This is a genomic window from Eubacterium coprostanoligenes (genome assembly GCF_900167205.1).
Classification (GTDB): Bacteria; Bacillota; Clostridia; order Oscillospirales; family Acutalibacteraceae; genus Eubacterium_R; species Eubacterium_R coprostanoligenes.
This window is the reverse complement of sequence record NZ_FUWW01000007.1, coordinates 26,190-41,462: the sequence shown is the minus strand read 5'-3', so window position 1 is coordinate 41,462 and position 15,273 is coordinate 26,190. Positions and strand designations below refer to the sequence as shown.

General features: G+C 39.7%; 14 protein-coding genes and 1 tRNA gene. 8 read left to right on the top strand and 7 right to left on the bottom strand.

All coding sequences use genetic code 11. The features are described 5' to 3' along the window. Nucleotides 1–107 precede the first annotated feature (107 nt). From B5D29_RS04120 to B5D29_RS04090, 7 genes are all read left to right on the top strand, one after another. On the top strand, nucleotides 108–1,796 hold the full coding sequence (locus B5D29_RS04120) for an ABC transporter substrate-binding protein (RefSeq protein WP_078768315.1): 1,689 nt from the start codon (nucleotides 108–110) through the stop codon (nucleotides 1,794–1,796). Beyond that, on the top strand, nucleotides 1,780–2,250 hold the full coding sequence (locus B5D29_RS04115; protein WP_078768314.1) for a VanZ family protein: 471 nt from the start codon (nucleotides 1,780–1,782) through the stop codon (nucleotides 2,248–2,250). The genes B5D29_RS04120 and B5D29_RS04115 overlap by 17 nt, the downstream gene beginning before the upstream one ends. 14 nt (nucleotides 2,251–2,264) lie before the next feature. Continuing rightward, the gene (nagB, locus tag B5D29_RS04110) at nucleotides 2,265–2,990 is read left to right on the top strand and encodes a glucosamine-6-phosphate deaminase (protein ID WP_078768313.1); all 726 of its coding nucleotides are present in this window, start codon (nucleotides 2,265–2,267) and stop codon (nucleotides 2,988–2,990) included. A 135-nt stretch (nucleotides 2,991–3,125) separates the two neighbouring features. Further along, nucleotides 3,126–3,821, top strand: a complete 696-nt coding sequence (locus tag B5D29_RS04105) for a hypothetical protein (protein ID WP_078768312.1) — start codon at nucleotides 3,126–3,128, stop codon at nucleotides 3,819–3,821. 30 nt (nucleotides 3,822–3,851) lie between these two features. After that, on the top strand, nucleotides 3,852–5,795 hold the full coding sequence (metG, locus tag B5D29_RS04100) for a methionine--tRNA ligase (protein ID WP_078768311.1): 1,944 nt from the start codon (nucleotides 3,852–3,854) through the stop codon (nucleotides 5,793–5,795). Next, a complete protein-coding gene (locus B5D29_RS04095; RefSeq protein WP_078768310.1) occupies nucleotides 5,792–6,397 on the top strand; it encodes a cation diffusion facilitator family transporter in 606 nt (201 codons plus the stop codon). The genes metG and B5D29_RS04095 overlap by 4 nt, the downstream gene beginning before the upstream one ends. A 39-nt stretch (nucleotides 6,398–6,436) precedes the next feature. After that, complete coding sequence (locus tag B5D29_RS04090) at nucleotides 6,437–7,711, top strand: metallophosphoesterase (protein WP_078768309.1); 1,275 nt, start codon at nucleotides 6,437–6,439, stop codon at nucleotides 7,709–7,711. A gap of 118 nt (nucleotides 7,712–7,829) precedes the next feature. On the opposite strand, the gene B5D29_RS04085 is transcribed toward B5D29_RS04090, so the two are convergent. Next, the gene (locus B5D29_RS04085) at nucleotides 7,830–8,990 is read right to left on the bottom strand and encodes an FprA family A-type flavoprotein (protein WP_078768308.1); all 1,161 of its coding nucleotides are present in this window, start codon (nucleotides 8,988–8,990) and stop codon (nucleotides 7,830–7,832) included. Between the two features lie 23 nt (nucleotides 8,991–9,013). Continuing rightward, nucleotides 9,014–10,147: an iron-containing alcohol dehydrogenase family protein gene (locus tag B5D29_RS04080; RefSeq protein ID WP_159443392.1), complete on the bottom strand. Its 1,134-nt coding sequence runs from the start codon at nucleotides 10,145–10,147 to the stop codon at nucleotides 9,014–9,016. A gap of 411 nt (nucleotides 10,148–10,558) precedes the next feature. Here B5D29_RS04080 and B5D29_RS04075 point away from each other — a divergent pair. Then, a tRNA-Pro gene (locus tag B5D29_RS04075) sits at nucleotides 10,559–10,636 on the top strand. A gap of 178 nt (nucleotides 10,637–10,814) precedes the next feature. Here the strand turns inward: B5D29_RS04075 and B5D29_RS04070 are convergent. The 5 genes from B5D29_RS04070 to B5D29_RS04050 all read right to left on the bottom strand — a co-directional run bounded on the left by B5D29_RS04070 (nucleotide 10,815) and on the right by B5D29_RS04050 (nucleotide 15,121). Then, nucleotides 10,815–11,711 (bottom strand): hypothetical protein, encoded by an 897-nt coding sequence (locus B5D29_RS04070; protein WP_143406722.1) that lies wholly within the window; start codon nucleotides 11,709–11,711, stop codon nucleotides 10,815–10,817. A gap of 6 nt (nucleotides 11,712–11,717) precedes the next feature. Continuing rightward, nucleotides 11,718–12,407, bottom strand: coding sequence for a hypothetical protein (locus B5D29_RS04065; RefSeq protein ID WP_078768305.1), 690 nt, complete (start codon nucleotides 12,405–12,407; stop codon nucleotides 11,718–11,720). Then, nucleotides 12,404–12,598 (bottom strand): hypothetical protein, encoded by a 195-nt coding sequence (locus B5D29_RS04060; protein WP_078768304.1) that lies wholly within the window; start codon nucleotides 12,596–12,598, stop codon nucleotides 12,404–12,406. Before B5D29_RS04060 ends, B5D29_RS04065 begins: the two co-directional genes overlap by 4 nt. Nucleotides 12,599–12,696: 98 nt before the next feature. Next, nucleotides 12,697–14,190 (bottom strand): exo-alpha-sialidase, encoded by a 1,494-nt coding sequence (locus B5D29_RS04055; RefSeq protein WP_078768303.1) that lies wholly within the window; start codon nucleotides 14,188–14,190, stop codon nucleotides 12,697–12,699. Nucleotides 14,191–14,254: 64 nt separating this feature from the next. Next, nucleotides 14,255–15,121: a leucine-rich repeat domain-containing protein gene (locus tag B5D29_RS04050; RefSeq protein ID WP_078768302.1), complete on the bottom strand. Its 867-nt coding sequence runs from the start codon at nucleotides 15,119–15,121 to the stop codon at nucleotides 14,255–14,257. Nucleotides 15,122–15,273 lie beyond the last annotated feature (152 nt).

The following is a 15,273-nucleotide window of genomic DNA, read 5'->3' as shown; positions in this document are numbered from 1 at the left end:
CAGTATTGCCTAAAGAAAAAATTATTTGTTTGGCAACAATTTCCGTATTGAAATAATGTAATTAATCTGCTATAATGTAACTATTCTTTTAAGGAATTATATTTATAATGAAAAAGATTTTATCTATATTAATATCATTATTGCTTGTGATTTCGCTGTTTTCAGGCTGTAAAAACAAGCAGGACTCAATTGATTTCATTTATCCTTTCGGGGCAAATGTCAACAGCTATGACCCGCAGGTTGCTTCAACTGCCGATGAATTTTTGATTATTGAAAACACCTTTGAGGGATTAATCAGAATCAACGACGACGGCACAATAGTTCCGGGTATGGCTGAAAAGTGGGAAATCAGCGATGACGGATTGACCTACACTTTCCACATTCGCAAAGGTATGAAGTGGAACATCAACACCGACAAATACGAAAAAGGCGAAAACAAGGGAAAGTTCATTGACTCTCGCCTGCAAATGCTCGGCTACGAATTTAATCCCGACATCACTGCGCACGACTTTGTGTTTGCATTGAGAAGAGCGGTTTATTACTACACCGACTGTCCGCAATTTGCATCGGTTTCGTGCATCAAAAACGCAAACAGAATTCACACAGGCGCCGTGCTCCCTACCGAACTCGGAGCGGTTGCAAACGATGACTACACCCTGACTATTATGCTTGAACACAGAGACGACACCTTTATGCAAACTCTTGCATCGGCTGTTGCAATGCCATGCAACGAGCAATTCTTTGTTGCAACAAAAGGCAGATACGGTTTGGAAGGCAAATACACACTGTTCAACGGTCAGTTTTATGTCAGCCAAATTCTTGACGCATCATATCTTTTGAAGAAAAACAAGGGATACACAGGCCCGTCACCTGCAACGGCAACAGAGCTTACGCTCAAAATACCCGACAAAAACGACGAAGACAACAACGACCTTGTTTCAAAACTTGAAAGCGGATACTATGACGCTGCATTCATCACCGGCAAAGACAGCGACAAAGTGAAGAAAAACAGCGGTGTCACCTACACAGCATATCAGGATACCACTTGGGGCTTTGTGTTCAACACAAATGACGAAGTGTTCCAATCAAAAACTATGCGCAAAGCATTTTGTGAGGGCTTCAGCAGACCAAAGGAATTTGACAAAGATTATCTGAAAACCGCAACAAATCTCACACCGTCCTCTTGCGTTATCAACGGCAACAACGCCGTTAAGGCTATGGGCAACACAGTTGCACCGCAAAATCAAAAGAAAAGCGTTACCGATTGGAAAAAGGCACTTGACATTCTCGACACAACCGATGTTTCGGTCACAGTGCTCACCCCTGACTATATGGAAAACTATGTAAAACTATTATTGCAGGGTGTACAAGCAGGGCTCGGCTCATATTTGACAAATTCAAAGGGCGAAGCAATCACTTTGACACTTAAGGTCAAGGCAATGACCGAAAAAGAGATAAGAAGCGAAATTGCAAAGAACACATATGATGTTGCATTTTTACCGTTCACTGCAACGGGCAACAGTGCACTATCGTTCATCAGCCAAATTTCAAGCGACGGCATAACAGACATCAATTCAAAAAAAGTTGACGTTCTTATCAAAAAGGCACAAAACCAAAGCACTCTTGCCTCATCTTCAAAATATTTGAAGCAAGCAGAGCAAACGATACTTGACACATATGCTCTTTACCCTATGATATACGAAAGCAGCTACTATGCCTCGGCAAACGGAGTGAAAAACATTCAGTTCCACCCGGGAACAGGAAGGGTGAGCTTTGTAAATGCAACAAGAAAATAAAAGAAGCAAAGCAATTGCCGTTATATTTTGGATATTAACGGCAATTTGTATGGCAATCATATTTTATTTTTCGTCAAGACCGGCAAATCAATCGGCAGGTCAAAGCTCCGTTGTAACTCTGTTTTTGCAAAGGCTGTTTCACACCGAGGCAATAACCGAGCATATGGTCAGAAAATTTGCACATTTCACAGAATTTGCAGGACTTGGGTTTTTAATAAACACGGCACTGTACTATTCAATCGACAAACAAAAGCTGCCGCTCGGCATAGCAATCGGCTCGGCATATGCGGGAACTGACGAAATCCACCAGATTTTTGTTGACGGCAGAAGCTGTCAGTTCACCGACTGGGCACTCGACACGGCAGGCATTGTCACCGGTGCTATAATATTTTTAATACTGAATTTGATTATCCGCAAGATAATTGAGCATAAAAAAGAAGATAAAAAGATTTAAGGAGATATTCAAAAATGAATGTACTTACATTTGACACAGAAGAACAAATCGGAATCGCCGCAGGATACTATATGTGCGGTCAGGTTTTGCAAAAGCCTGACAGTGTATTGGGACTTGCAACAGGCTCAACACCGCTCAAGCCATATGCACATATGATTAAACTCTATCAAGATGGTGCGGTTGATTTTTCAAAGGTAACAACCTTCAATCTTGATGAATATTGCAACCTTGATGTAAAGGACAAGAACAGCTACCACAGCTTTATGTATGAAAATCTTTTTGACCACATCAACATTCCTGATGAAAACATCAATTTCCTCAACGGCAACGCAGAAGATATGGATGCAGAATGTAAGGCTTACGAAGAAAGAATCAAAAAATGTGGCGGAATTGACATTCAGCTTCTCGGCATCGGCTCAAACGGTCACATCGCATTCAATGAACCTGCTGATTCATTCCAAAGATGGAGCCATGTTGTAGCTCTTAAGGAAAGCACAATCAAGGACAACTCAAGATTTTTCAATTCAATTGAGGAAGTTCCGACACATGCCGTAACAATGGGCATCGGATCAATTATGCAAGCGAAGCGCATTCTCATCATCGCAATCGGCGAGAACAAGGCAAAGGCTATCAAACAGCTTATTGACGGCAATGTAACTCCACAATGTCCGGCTTCGGTGCTTCAGTTCCACAAGGATGTGACACTTATGCTCGACAAGGGTGCAGCATCCTTGATTTGAGATAAAGCACTTTCTCTCAAATCATTTAGTTTATAAATGCACTTTGAGCGTACCTTATATAAAGAGATACAATCATTCTTAATAAAAAACATCATTTTACATAGCACAATTTAATTCTATTCAAGGTGATAAATTATGAAAAAGAAAACAAAAGCAATCATCTCCCTTGCACTTGCATCAACAATTGCAATTACTGTTGCAGGCTGTTCTGCAAAGGATAAAAAGCCTGACGGCGAATATGTCAACTCTTCATCGCAAGAGCAGACTGTTACAAATTCAAACGAAGAAATCGTTACAGTAGACGGAAGCGAAACTACAAACAGCACAGCTGACTCTACAACAGCGAAGAAAACAAAAAAGGCAAAGAAGGTTAAGGAAAAACCTACAAAGCCTTATTATGTTACAAATATCAGCGGTAACAAAATATCAACAACTGCACCTAATAATAATAATAATAATAATAATGATAAAAACGCAAGTACAACTACCACAAAAAAAGGTGAAACAACTACCAAGCATTACGAAGGTACAACAACTTATACAACAAGACCATCAAATGCTCCAATTGAACTTCCCGCTTTACCTGAAGAAGATTATGTTTTATCGGATTCTATGGCTTTAAGCAATCTTCAAGTTAACTACCCTGAAAAATGGATTAACTATTTTTACGACTACGACCCTAACAACAAGGGTGATCGTGCTTACTTTGCGGTTTTCACAAACCCTGACAAGCATACTATAACATCTGTAATCACCGTTGATTTAAAAACAGGCAAAGCAAATGAAAGAGACCTCAAAACAGATAAAGTTACAAGCATTAAAGTTTTATAAAAATAACTGTCAAACAGGAGAAAATATATAATGGCAAACAAAGGAAAATTTTACATTACAACAGCCATAGCATACACTTCTCGCAAGCCTCACATCGGCAACAGCTACGAAATTGTGTTGACCGATGCCATTGCAAGATACAAACGCTTGCAGGGCTACGATGTGTTTATGCTTACCGGCACAGATGAACACGGTCAAAAAATCGAGGAATATGCAGAAGCCGCAGGTGTTACACCAAAGGAATATGTTGACAAGGTGTCAAGCGAAATCCGTGGCATCTGCGACCTTTTGAACACAAAATACGACCGTTTCATCCGCACAACAGATGAACAGCACGAAAGAATCGTTCAAAAGATATTCAAAAAACTCTATGAGCAAGGCGACATTTACAAAGGTCACTACGAAGGCTTGTACTGCACACCGTGCGAGAGCTTTTGGACCGAAAGCCAGCTTGTTGACGGCAAATGCCCTGACTGTGGCAGAGAAGTAAAGCCTGCCAAAGAAGAAGCATACTTCCTCAAGCTTTCAAAATATCAAAAGCGTCTTGAAGATTTCATTGAGCAAAACGAAAACTTCATTTATCCCGAAGCAAGAAAAAAAGAAATGCTCAACAACTTCATCAAACCGGGCTTGCAGGACCTCTGCGTTTCAAGAACAAGTTTCAAATGGGGTATCCCTGTTGACTTTGACCCTGACCATGTTGTTTATGTTTGGATTGATGCACTTTCAAACTATATCACTGCTATCGGCTACGACCCTGACGGTTCATCAGACGAATACAAAAAGTATTGGCCTGCTGATGTTCACATCATAGGCAAGGACATTGTTCGATTCCACACAATTTATTGGCCTATTATGCTTATGGCTCTCGGTGAACCGCTTCCAAAGCAGGTATTCGGTCATCCTTGGCTTCTCTTTGGTGAGGACAAAATGAGCAAATCAAGAGGCAATGTCATTTATGCAGACGACCTTGTTGAACTCCTCGGAGTAGACGCCGTAAGATACTATCTTGTGTCCGAAATGCCATATGCTTCAGACGGTTCTATCACTTACGAAACAATTATTGAACGCTACAATTCTGACCTTGCCAACACCTTCGGCAACCTTGTTAACAGAACAATCGCAATGCAGAACAAGTATTTTGACGGTGTTATTCAACCCGGCGATGTTGCAGAACCTGTTGATGACAAGTTGAAAACATTTGCACTCAACACAGTTAAAAAAATTGAAAAATGCTTTGAAACCTACCGTGTTGCAGATGCAGTTGAGGCCGTTCTCAACCTTGCAAAGCGTTCAAACAAATATATTGACGAAACAACTCCGTGGGCACTTGCAAAAGACGAAGCGTCACTTCCTCGCCTCGGCACAGTGCTTTACAATCTCCTTGAGGCTATCCGATATATAGCAGTTCTTCTCAGTCCGTTTATGCCTGAAACAAGCGAAAAAATCTTTGCTCAAATGAACTGCGACATAAAGGATTACGATTCTCTTGAAAACTTCGGTGCGCTCAAATCAGGCGAAAAGGTTGGCAAGGCTGAAGCTCTTTTTGCAAGAATTGATGCAGAAAAAATGCTTGCTGAAATCGCAGAGAAACAAGAGGCAGCGGCAAAAGCCGAGGAAGCCGCAAAGCCAAAAGAAATCGAGGGACTTGCACAAATCGAATTTGATGATTTTGCAAAAGTTGAGCTTCGTGTGGCAACTGTTACAGAATGTGAGCCTATCAAAAAGGCAAAGAAGCTCCTCAAAATTATGGTAAATGACGGCACGGCAAAGCCTCGCCAAATCGTATCGGGCATTGCACCTTGGTACAAACCGGAGGATCTCATCGGCAAAAATGTAATCATCGTTGCAAACCTCAAACCGGCAAAACTTTGCGGAGAAATGAGCAACGGTATGCTCCTTGCAGGCGATGTTAACGACAACGATGTTAAGGTTGTCTTTGTTGACCTCCCTGCCGGAACACAACTCAGATGATGAACAAAGCAGGACTAACAGCGGTGTCCCTCGGCACTGTTTTCAACTTATTTTTATTCTTTGCAAAATTCTATGTGGGAATAAGCACAAACAGTCTTTCTATTTACTGCGACGCAATCAACAATCTCGGCGACACTTTTTCGTGCTTGATAGCCGTTCTCGGTTTTTTCCTTGCACGCAAGGTCAGCGAGTTGAAATCTCAAAAAACGCAAAGCCTTTGCACCTTTGTTATCTCATTGATAATAGCCGCAACCGGTGCTTACTTTGTGTACAACGGACTTAATCGTTTGCTGTATCCTTTGAGAATTGCGTACAGCGTTGAATATTCGTACATCATCATTGCAACCATTTTTGCAAAAGTGCTTATGGCGATTATGTACATTTGCTTCAACAAAAAAGCAGGCTCACCTGTTCTCAAAGCAATGGTGCTCGACAGTTTTCTTGACTGCGCAACAACGACTTTTGCACTTATGGGTCTGTTCCTAATCACAAAGATAAATTTTGCAGCAGACGGTGTGTTTGCCATCATCATCGGCACAGCAGTTACCGTTTCGGCTGTGAAAAATATTATCGAACAAGGCAGATATTTAATTAACAATTAAATATAAATTTTTCAAGTCAAATTTTAAAGGGGTTTAATCATGGCTAAAACAAAAACAAAAAAGCCGAAGAAAACGGCTAAACAAAAATGGACAATTTTCGGAAAAGTGATTATGTGGATAGTAATTGTCATCGCAATTATTGCAGCAGTTATTGCCACTATGAATGCTATTTCAGTTAAATCCACAAACAACTTCATTTCAACAATCAATGCAGTTGAATATGACAATCAGCTCAAACCGGCAGTTGATGAAAAAGACGGCTATTACACATTTACAACCGATAAAGATTTCAAAGTTGTTCAGCTTTCTGATGTTCATATCGGTGCAGGCTTTATGAGCACAAAGAAAGACATTATGGCTGCCAACGCTGTTGAAGCAATGGTGAGAGCCGAAAAGCCTGACCTTGTTGTCGTTACGGGTGACATCGGCTATCCTGTGCCTTTCCAATCAGGCACACTCAACAACAAGAATGCTGCAAAAATCTTTGCAAATCTTATGGAAAAGATGGGCGTTTATTGGTGCCTTACATATGGTAATCACGACACAGAGGCTTACAGTTTCTTCAACAGAGCTGACATCTCAAAGATTTACAGCAACAAAGAAAAATATCCTCACTGCCTCTTTCAATCAGGTCCTGAAGATGTTGACGGCTACGGCAACTACCCAATCAAGGTCAAGAACAGCGCAGGCAAAATCACACAAGTATTCTTTATGGTTGACTCTCACTCATACACTGACGGCGACTACTTCGGTGCATTGTGGAAGTACGACTGCATCCATAAGAACCAAATTGATTGGTACGAAAAGAATGTTAAGGCATTCACCGAAGAAAACGGCGGAGAAGTTCCAAAATCAATGATGTTCTTCCACATTCCTATTCAGGAAATGCAAACTGCATATTATGAATATCGTGACAACGGCTTCAAAGACACCGACCGAGTAAAATATGTTTACGGCAAGACCGGTGAATCAGGCAAGGTTGTTTACGCAAGTGACAAAAACGAAGGTATGTTTGAGAAGATTAAAGAGCTCGGCTCAACAAAGGGCGTATTCTTTGGTCACGACCACACAAACAATATCTCATTTATGTATGACGGCATCCAGCTTGGCTACTCATACACTGTTGACTATCTTGCATATATGGGCATTTATCAATACGGTCTTCAGCGTGGTTGCGCTGTTATGGAAGTTCATCCGGACGGAACATACGACCGCACACTTGAGAACTATTATCAAGATAAGTACAAATCAATCAACGAAAAAGAAAAGGTTACAATGAAGGACTACCATTCAGACCTTGTTTCTCGTGAATAATACGACTACATAACAAAAGCGTGTCGAAATTTTTTCGACACGCTCAAGCCTTGGCGAATATTGCCAAGGCTTTTTTCTATAACAAATGAATTTTTTACAAAAGCAAAACCTAAATTATTTAGAATTTCTGCATAATTTCGTCTGCAAGTTCTTCGAGTTCGGCAACATATGCATCGGTAAGTCTTGTTTTGATAGTCACGGTTTTGTCAACAAGTGTGATGTTTGCCATTTTTTCAAAATGTGCTTTCATCGCTTTAATTGCGCTTGGTGCCCACGAAGCATTTTCAACAAGGGCAACAGTTCTGTTTTGAAAAGCCTTATGTTCAAGACGGTTGAGATAATTCTCCATAGGAGTAAACACGCCTGCATCGTACGACGAAGCCATACAAACAAGCACACTGTGGCGGAATCCGTCCTCAACCGCTTCTGCAAGGTCATCACGAGTGAGGTCGGCAATTGCAACTCTTGGGCAACCCTTTACTTCAAGAATTTCTTTCAACTTTTGGGCAGCCGTCCAAGTGTTGCCGTGGATTGAAGCACAGGCAATGAACACGCCCTCATTTTCAGGCTCGTATGTAGACCACTTTTTGTAAAGGTCAACAACTTCCGGAATAGTATCCTTAAGAACAGGACCGTGAAGCGGACAAATTGTTGCTATATCAAGCTTTGCTGCCTTGCCGAGCAATGTTTGAACAGGCTTACCGTATTTGCCGACAATGTTAAAATAATATCTTCTTGCTTCGCAGTTCCAAGCCTCATCAGCGTCAACTGTGCCGAATTTGCCAAACGCATCGGCAGAGAACAAAATCTTTTCACTGCTTTCATACGAAACCATAACTTCCGGCCAATGAACCATAGGAGCCATAACAAAATTCAATGTGTGTGAGCCGAGTTCAAGAGTGTCGCCCTCTTTGACGGCGATAACTCTTGACGGGTCAACATCGCAGAACTGTGGCAACATTCTGAGCGCAACAGCCGACATAACAAGCTTCATTTCAGGATATTTATCCGCAATTGCCTGAATGCCAAAGCTGTGGTCAGGCTCAAGATGTTGAACAACGAGATAATCAGGCTTCCTGTCGCCCAACGCTTCGCTCAAATATTCCTGCCATCTGTCAACAGCAATTTTGTCAACCGTGTCCATAACAGCAACTTTTTTGTCAAAGATGACATAAGAATTATACGCCATTCCCTTTTCGAGTTTATACTGACCCTCAAAAAGGTCAATATCGTAATCGTTTACGCCAATATATTTTACACTATCACTGATTTTAATCATAATTTTTCCTTTCAAATAAATAATTAATACCTCAATGCTATATACATATTATATATATCTTCTTCGGTAAGTTCAATAGGATTTCGTTTCATAAGCATTGACATACTCTTTTTTGTCAGCTCGTCAATTTGCTCATCGGTTGTGCATCCGATTTCTTCAAGTGTTGAACGCATACCCATTCGCTTCTTCATAGCAGAAATTTCATCTGCCATAGCCTGCGGTGACTCAAATCCACAATCCCTTGCGAATGCAGAAATTCTGCCGTCAGCATCGGCGTGCTCGGCATTGAACTTGACAAAATAATCAAGAGTGAACGCACAAGCCTCGCCGTGAGGCACACCATAGATATTAGTCAGCGGAAAAGAGCAAGCGTGAGAACCTGTTGTTCTCGGATGGCTGAACGCAACACCCGCAACAATAGAAGCCTCCGCCATTTTTTCTCTTGCCTCAAGGTCGTCAGGATGATTGTACGCACGCTCCAAATATTCAAAAACAAGTCGAGCGGAATAAATTGAACACGCAGAACAAATCGGTTGATTGAGAGTTGCCCAATAGCTTTCGATTGCGTGGGACAACACATCAAGACCTGTCGAAGCCGTAACCTGCGGCGGCACAGTGAGTGTCAACACAGGGTCGATAACCGCAATTTTCGGATACATTGCCGGGTCGTTCATCGGTTGTTTCAAATTTTTCGCCGTGTCGGTAAGCACAGAAATATTTGTGACCTCGCTTGCAGTTCCCGAAGTTGTGGCAACGGCAATCATTGGTATTGCTTCTGCCGAACTGACAGGCTTTCCACCGCTGTGATACGGTTCGATTAAGTCATCACCCTTTGCAATGGCACAAGCCGCCTTACAGCAATCCATAGGCGAACCACCACCGAGAGCCACGGCAAAATCTGCGTTAACCTCTCGCATAACCGCAACGCAAGCATTAACATTATCTGTGGTAGGGTTAGGTCTTATATCGGAGAAAACCGCCTTAATTCTGCCGTTTGCAAGCGAAACAAATTCATCGGCAAGTCCGTTTTTTGCAAATGAACGAGAGCAAACAAGCACTCCGACCTGACCGCCGATTTCATCAATAAATGCGGACAATTCCTTATGCCTTCCAACGCCAAATGCAAGTTTTACAGGCAAATTAAAATCCCAATTCAAGAAAATCACCTCACGAAAAGCAATAATATTTCTTAAACATTTTACCACAAACGAACATCAAATAAAATATATTTCATAAAAAATTAAAAAAATCAAAAATAATCCTTGACATATGCTTATTTTTATAGTATAATTTCAAAGCATTAGGAAATCAAGCAGTAACACTCCTTCGGGAGTTTTACATATAACAAGCAATGAGCACCGCTCATTAATATACTTCGAGGTGTAACTCAGTTTTGCTAGAGTGCCTGCTTTGGGTGACGAAAACGACCGCTACCGGTGGCAGATAAAGGGAGCTTGAGGAAGCGCAGCAAAACAGAGCAATGGACACGGCAGTGTACAGTGCGACGATTTTGCAAGAGGGCGACCAAATCACAACAGAGCAAGACCTCAAAAACTTAATAATCATATCGAGGTGTAACTCAGTTTGGCTAGAGTGCCTGCTTTGGGAGCAGGATGCCGCAGGTTCAAGTCCTGTCACCTCGACCATCAAAGATCGGAACTTTCCGGTCTTTATTTTTTTAAAAAAAATAAAAAACCGCCGATTTGTGAATGTTCACAAATCGGCGGTTTTGTTTAGCCTAATAAATCCGAAAGTTGGTAGGTTGCGAATGTGATTTCGCCGACTTATCGCTTAAAAACTACATATAAACAACTTTTATAATTTTTACTTACTATCATCATTTGCTTTTTTCTGCACAAAGTAGCCTGAAAATGTGCTGACAGTAGGTAAAAGTAAGGATAAAATAAGACTTAAAACTCCGTTAATATGCATCATTTCAAAACAGCAATAAGGAATATTGAAATATATAAGATTGTTATACCCTTTTGCAAAAATTAAAATTCCAAAAACGAGCAGTTGAAGTTCGAGCAAAACAAAACCACCGATAAATTCACTCAATTTTTGCTTGAAACCAATTACAAAAGTGAAAAGTACAAACAAAATAATGAAAACACACAACAAAATTATGTTAAGATGAGTGTTGATATTTTCGGGCACAAATACCGAAAATACAGGAATTGAAAACACGAAGAAAAATACCAGAATCCAATATGTTAGTATAGAAAAAGTGTTTTTGAGTATGGTTTTAGAGAGTGTTTTTGCGTTTGAATTTGTTTTACTCTTGCCGACAAATATATTTTTCTTTTGCAAGCAATAGCCGATAAACACGCTCAAAGGTAATAATAAGGAAAAAACGAGCGCAAAAATTTCATTTAAAAATAAATATTTTGCATTGCCGAAAATGATATTAAATGGAGCAAAAGTTTGATAGAAGTCGCTCGTAAAAATCAAAACAGCAAAAACACCAAGTTGAATTTCAAGCAAAATAAATCCTGTTAAAAATTCTTTCAATTTGCATTTTAAACCGATTAAAATATTGCAAACAATGAAAACCAAACAGGAAATAATACAAGAAAAACTCAAAATGGATTTGTCAGTTTCGGTTGTTGTATTGCTGACAAATGAAAAAACTAATGCAGGCAAAAGCAAAAATATGCCCGCAAATGCCCAATAAGAAACAAAAGGCAGAAAATTTTTAAATAAAGTTTTCATATAAATCATCTGAAATCAAGTAAATATTTTGCTATATTTTGCAAGCCATGTTTTTGTTACTGATACAGTCGCATTATATCTTGCTCTACTTCCTGGAACTTTTTTTAATTCATTTCTATTACTGTTTGTCCATTCCCAATCCGTTTCGTCATCAGCATGATGTCTATTACTTCCTACTATATAAGTGTGTGCAGGATATTTTTCTCCTCTGTCAATTTGTCCGTGTGCTTCTTTATCTTGTAATGGATGCAATGCATATCCTAAATACATATATGCATTTTCTTTTTGTCCTTTTTTCCAAGCTAATTCACTTGAAACAAACCACATTGACGCTACATAATCTCTGCTATCGTCACTACCAGATGCATATTCATTGAAATGAATATATTTACAAGGTGTATTAAATACGAATCCCTTTGTTGCTGAATATTCTATATCTACTTCTCTATTATAAGTTCCTATTTTATTTGCAACTGTTGTTGAAAAATATTGTTTAGCCAATTCTGCAGTTTTACTGTTATGAACAGTATCTTTATTCCACAATGGTTGAATTGAGTAATCATGATTATTTGATTCTTCTTTTACATATTCATCTGCAATAAATATATTTTTTATTATACAATTTATCTCTTCTTCATTAAATTCATTATTTGATAATTTCATATATTCATTAAGTGAATGTGCTGAAGTTTCTTGGTTTGTCATTGCAGATAATATTTCTTCAAACTCTTGATTATTTTCAAAAAATAATTACTGAAAAGCATTTTTTCTTCTCTTGTAATTATTACTTTATTATTTATAGAATTATTTCCTTCATTTGCATATACTGGAAAATAATTAACGATACTAATTGCACAGATTATTATTGCTAATGAGAGTGAAAATATTTTTTTCATAATTGAACCTTCTTTCTAAATATATAATTTTTATTTCATTTATATGATAAAATTTAATTTAGAAGTACATTGGCACCACCCCTGTTTTATTATCTAAGTTAATTATATGAACTTTTAAACTGAACATCAATTAAAGACAAATCCGAAAGTTGGTAGGTTGCGAATGTGATTTCGCCGACCTCGCTTTCGTATAGCATTGCGATGTTTCCATCCTTTGTCACAGTCATACAGGAATACAAAAACGCATCTTTTTTGACTGAAGTTGTATTTGCAAGAGTCATATTGCCTGCCTCGTCCAAGGCAAATGCAAAGATTTTTCCGTCTGTTCTTGCGTGCTTTGTTTCGCCCTTATCATCGGTTTCTGTACCCGTTGGGCAGGACACGAGAATGTAGTTTTTGCCGTCTTTTGCAACGCTGACAGCACTGAGCATACAACTGCTTGTTGACTCAATATCGGTAATGACAATCTCGCCCCAGGTGTATTTTCCGTCTTTTTTGACAGCGTCAACATAAGTAATTCTATTGCTGTTGTTTCTGAAAAAGCAACGCAAATTGCCGTTTGGAAGCTCAACAATTTGGTTTTCGCCCGAATATTCACACTGCTCATTGAACGGCAAATTGTCGCTTCTCTGCCAAGTTTCGCCACCGTCATTTGAATAAATGAACGACGAAAACTGAAGTCCTTTTTTGATATTTGCAAAATATGCCGACAAAATCATAGTGCCGTCTGACGCAACAAGTCCTCTGCCCGGTGCAGCACCATAGAACGGTTCGTCCGCATTTTTAACATTTATCAATCTCGGAGCACCGAAACTTGCACCGCCGTCAACCGACTTTGTCATATACAAAAATGTTGTTTGCACAACTGAAAATACCGACTTTGATTTGATGTAAAAAATGTTGCCGATTTTTTCGCTGTTTTCGTCATATAAGAAATAGTATTCGTCAATCTTGTAGCCTGTGTCCTCGCCGTCAATACTCAAAATGCTTGAATAACCGTTTTCAAAATTCTCAACATCAACCTTGTACTTATAGCTCAAACCGTGATTTTTTGAAAGCAGCAACATTCCGTCATCATCAAATGCAGGCTTGTCAACGGCAGCCTTAAGTCCTGTGTAGTCCGACAAAGCAACTCCGCCCGAATAAAATGTTGTCATCATCCAAACATTTTTGCCGTCTGTCAACAATTCAGGGTCGATAAATGCAGTTGATTCGGTGGAATATTTGTTTCCGTTGTCGCCGAGGAAATTCGCTGTGTAGCTGTTCCAAGTTTTGCCATTGTCGTCACTGTAAGCAACCACGGTATCAAGTCCGCCACCGTCCTGCGTTTGGTCGTACCTGGCATCAACAGCAGCTACAAGTCTGCCACTGTCAAGAGTTATGATTGCGGGAATACGGAAATTTTCACTGCCTCCGCTGACACCTTGCACAAACGGTTGATCTGCGGTTATATTTTCGCTTGGTTTGTCAGCAATTTCAAGCGGTGAGCTGTCGCTGAGCTTTGCAAAAAACACAATCGCAGTGATTGCCAATGCAAGAATTGCAACACCCAACACGGACAAGCATATTTTCTTTACGAGTTTTTTGTTCATTGTTTTCCCTCCATGCCCATGGCAAAATTCTTCTCACTATTATTTATATTTTTAACCGATGAAATCAGAGTTCTTGAAATATCGGTGCGTGGTAGCCTTGGTGGTCGAGTTCCTGCGCCTCGCAAAAGCGTTTTGCCACGCTTGAAGCACTGCCGTACAGTGTAAACTGCTTTGACACAAACGAACCTTCATTTGCGGAAACTGCACCGAATGCCATTGAGCAAATTCGTCTTACAGAATCGGGAACGGTTGCGCTGTCGAGATTTTTGCAATCGAGGAATGCAAGCTCGCCGATGAACACAAGACCTTTGTTCAGCTTTACGCTCTTAATATTTTTTGCACCTGCAAAAGTATACGGAGCAATATATCTCACGCTATTTGGCAAAGAATACGCCGTGCGTGATGATGCAGACGGATAAACGATAATTTCCGACTTTTTCTTGTTAAAGAGCACACCCGATGTTACAGAGAAATACTTGCTGTCGTTGTTGACCTTGAACTTTTCAATCTTCTTGTTGCCTAAAAATGCCTGATTGCCGATATATTTCACATTTTTAGGAATGGTCACAGTCTTTAATTTTGAATTCTTAAACGCTATGTCGCCGATAGTCTTGAGGCTTGACGGCAAAGCGATTTTCTCAAGTTTCGACTTTCTGTCGCCAAAATCAAACGCACCGTCAGCAATAACAGTTGTTCCGTTTTTGACCTTTACACTCTTTTTGCCGTAAACACCCTCGCAAAGATATTTGCCGATGTATTTTGCGTTTGAAACGGTTTTTGCATTGTTTTTGTAGAACTTTGTGCCCTTGAATGCGTCTTTGCCGATTCGCTCAATTCTTTTGCCGAGTGTGATTTTTGTGATATTTTTGCTGTTTGAAAAAGCATCTTTGCCAACAAAATGCTCGTTAACTTTTTCATAATAGCACCTCATTCCAAACTTAAATTTTTTATATACCCTCTGCTTTGTTAAAAAAGTTTAACTCTTAATTTTAGAATAACTTAAACCATCGTTATTGTCAACAATTGGTAATAAAACAACAAAAAATACCAAAACAGTTCCCCTTAATAGCAAAAAGAGGAACT

What these genes read in the sequence shown, in the direction of transcription:
- B5D29_RS04105 (WP_078768312.1), top strand. Translation starts at nt 3,126, where the DNA reads ATGAAAAAGAAAACAAAAGCAATCATCTCCCTTGCACTTGCATCAACA.
- B5D29_RS04060 (WP_078768304.1), bottom strand. Translation starts at nt 12,598, where the DNA reads ATGAAAAAAATATTTTCACTCTCATTAGCAATAATAATCTGTGCAATT.
- nagB (WP_078768313.1), top strand. Translation starts at nt 2,265, where the DNA reads ATGAATGTACTTACATTTGACACAGAAGAACAAATCGGAATCGCCGCA.
- B5D29_RS04070 (WP_143406722.1), bottom strand. Translation starts at nt 11,711, where the DNA reads ATGATTTATATGAAAACTTTATTTAAAAATTTTCTGCCTTTTGTTTCT.
- B5D29_RS04120 (WP_078768315.1), top strand. Translation starts at nt 108, where the DNA reads ATGAAAAAGATTTTATCTATATTAATATCATTATTGCTTGTGATTTCG.
- metG (WP_078768311.1), top strand. Translation starts at nt 3,852, where the DNA reads ATGGCAAACAAAGGAAAATTTTACATTACAACAGCCATAGCATACACT.
- B5D29_RS04085 (WP_078768308.1), bottom strand. Translation starts at nt 8,990, where the DNA reads ATGATTAAAATCAGTGATAGTGTAAAATATATTGGCGTAAACGATTAC.
- B5D29_RS04055 (WP_078768303.1), bottom strand. Translation starts at nt 14,190, where the DNA reads ATGAACAAAAAACTCGTAAAGAAAATATGCTTGTCCGTGTTGGGTGTT.
- B5D29_RS04065 (WP_078768305.1), bottom strand. Translation starts at nt 12,407, where the DNA reads ATGACAAACCAAGAAACTTCAGCACATTCACTTAATGAATATATGAAA.
- B5D29_RS04115 (WP_078768314.1), top strand. Translation starts at nt 1,780, where the DNA reads ATGCAACAAGAAAATAAAAGAAGCAAAGCAATTGCCGTTATATTTTGG.
- B5D29_RS04090 (WP_078768309.1), top strand. Translation starts at nt 6,437, where the DNA reads ATGGCTAAAACAAAAACAAAAAAGCCGAAGAAAACGGCTAAACAAAAA.
- B5D29_RS04095 (WP_078768310.1), top strand. Translation starts at nt 5,792, where the DNA reads ATGATGAACAAAGCAGGACTAACAGCGGTGTCCCTCGGCACTGTTTTC.
- B5D29_RS04050 (WP_078768302.1), bottom strand. Translation starts at nt 15,121, where the DNA reads ATGAGGTGCTATTATGAAAAAGTTAACGAGCATTTTGTTGGCAAAGAT.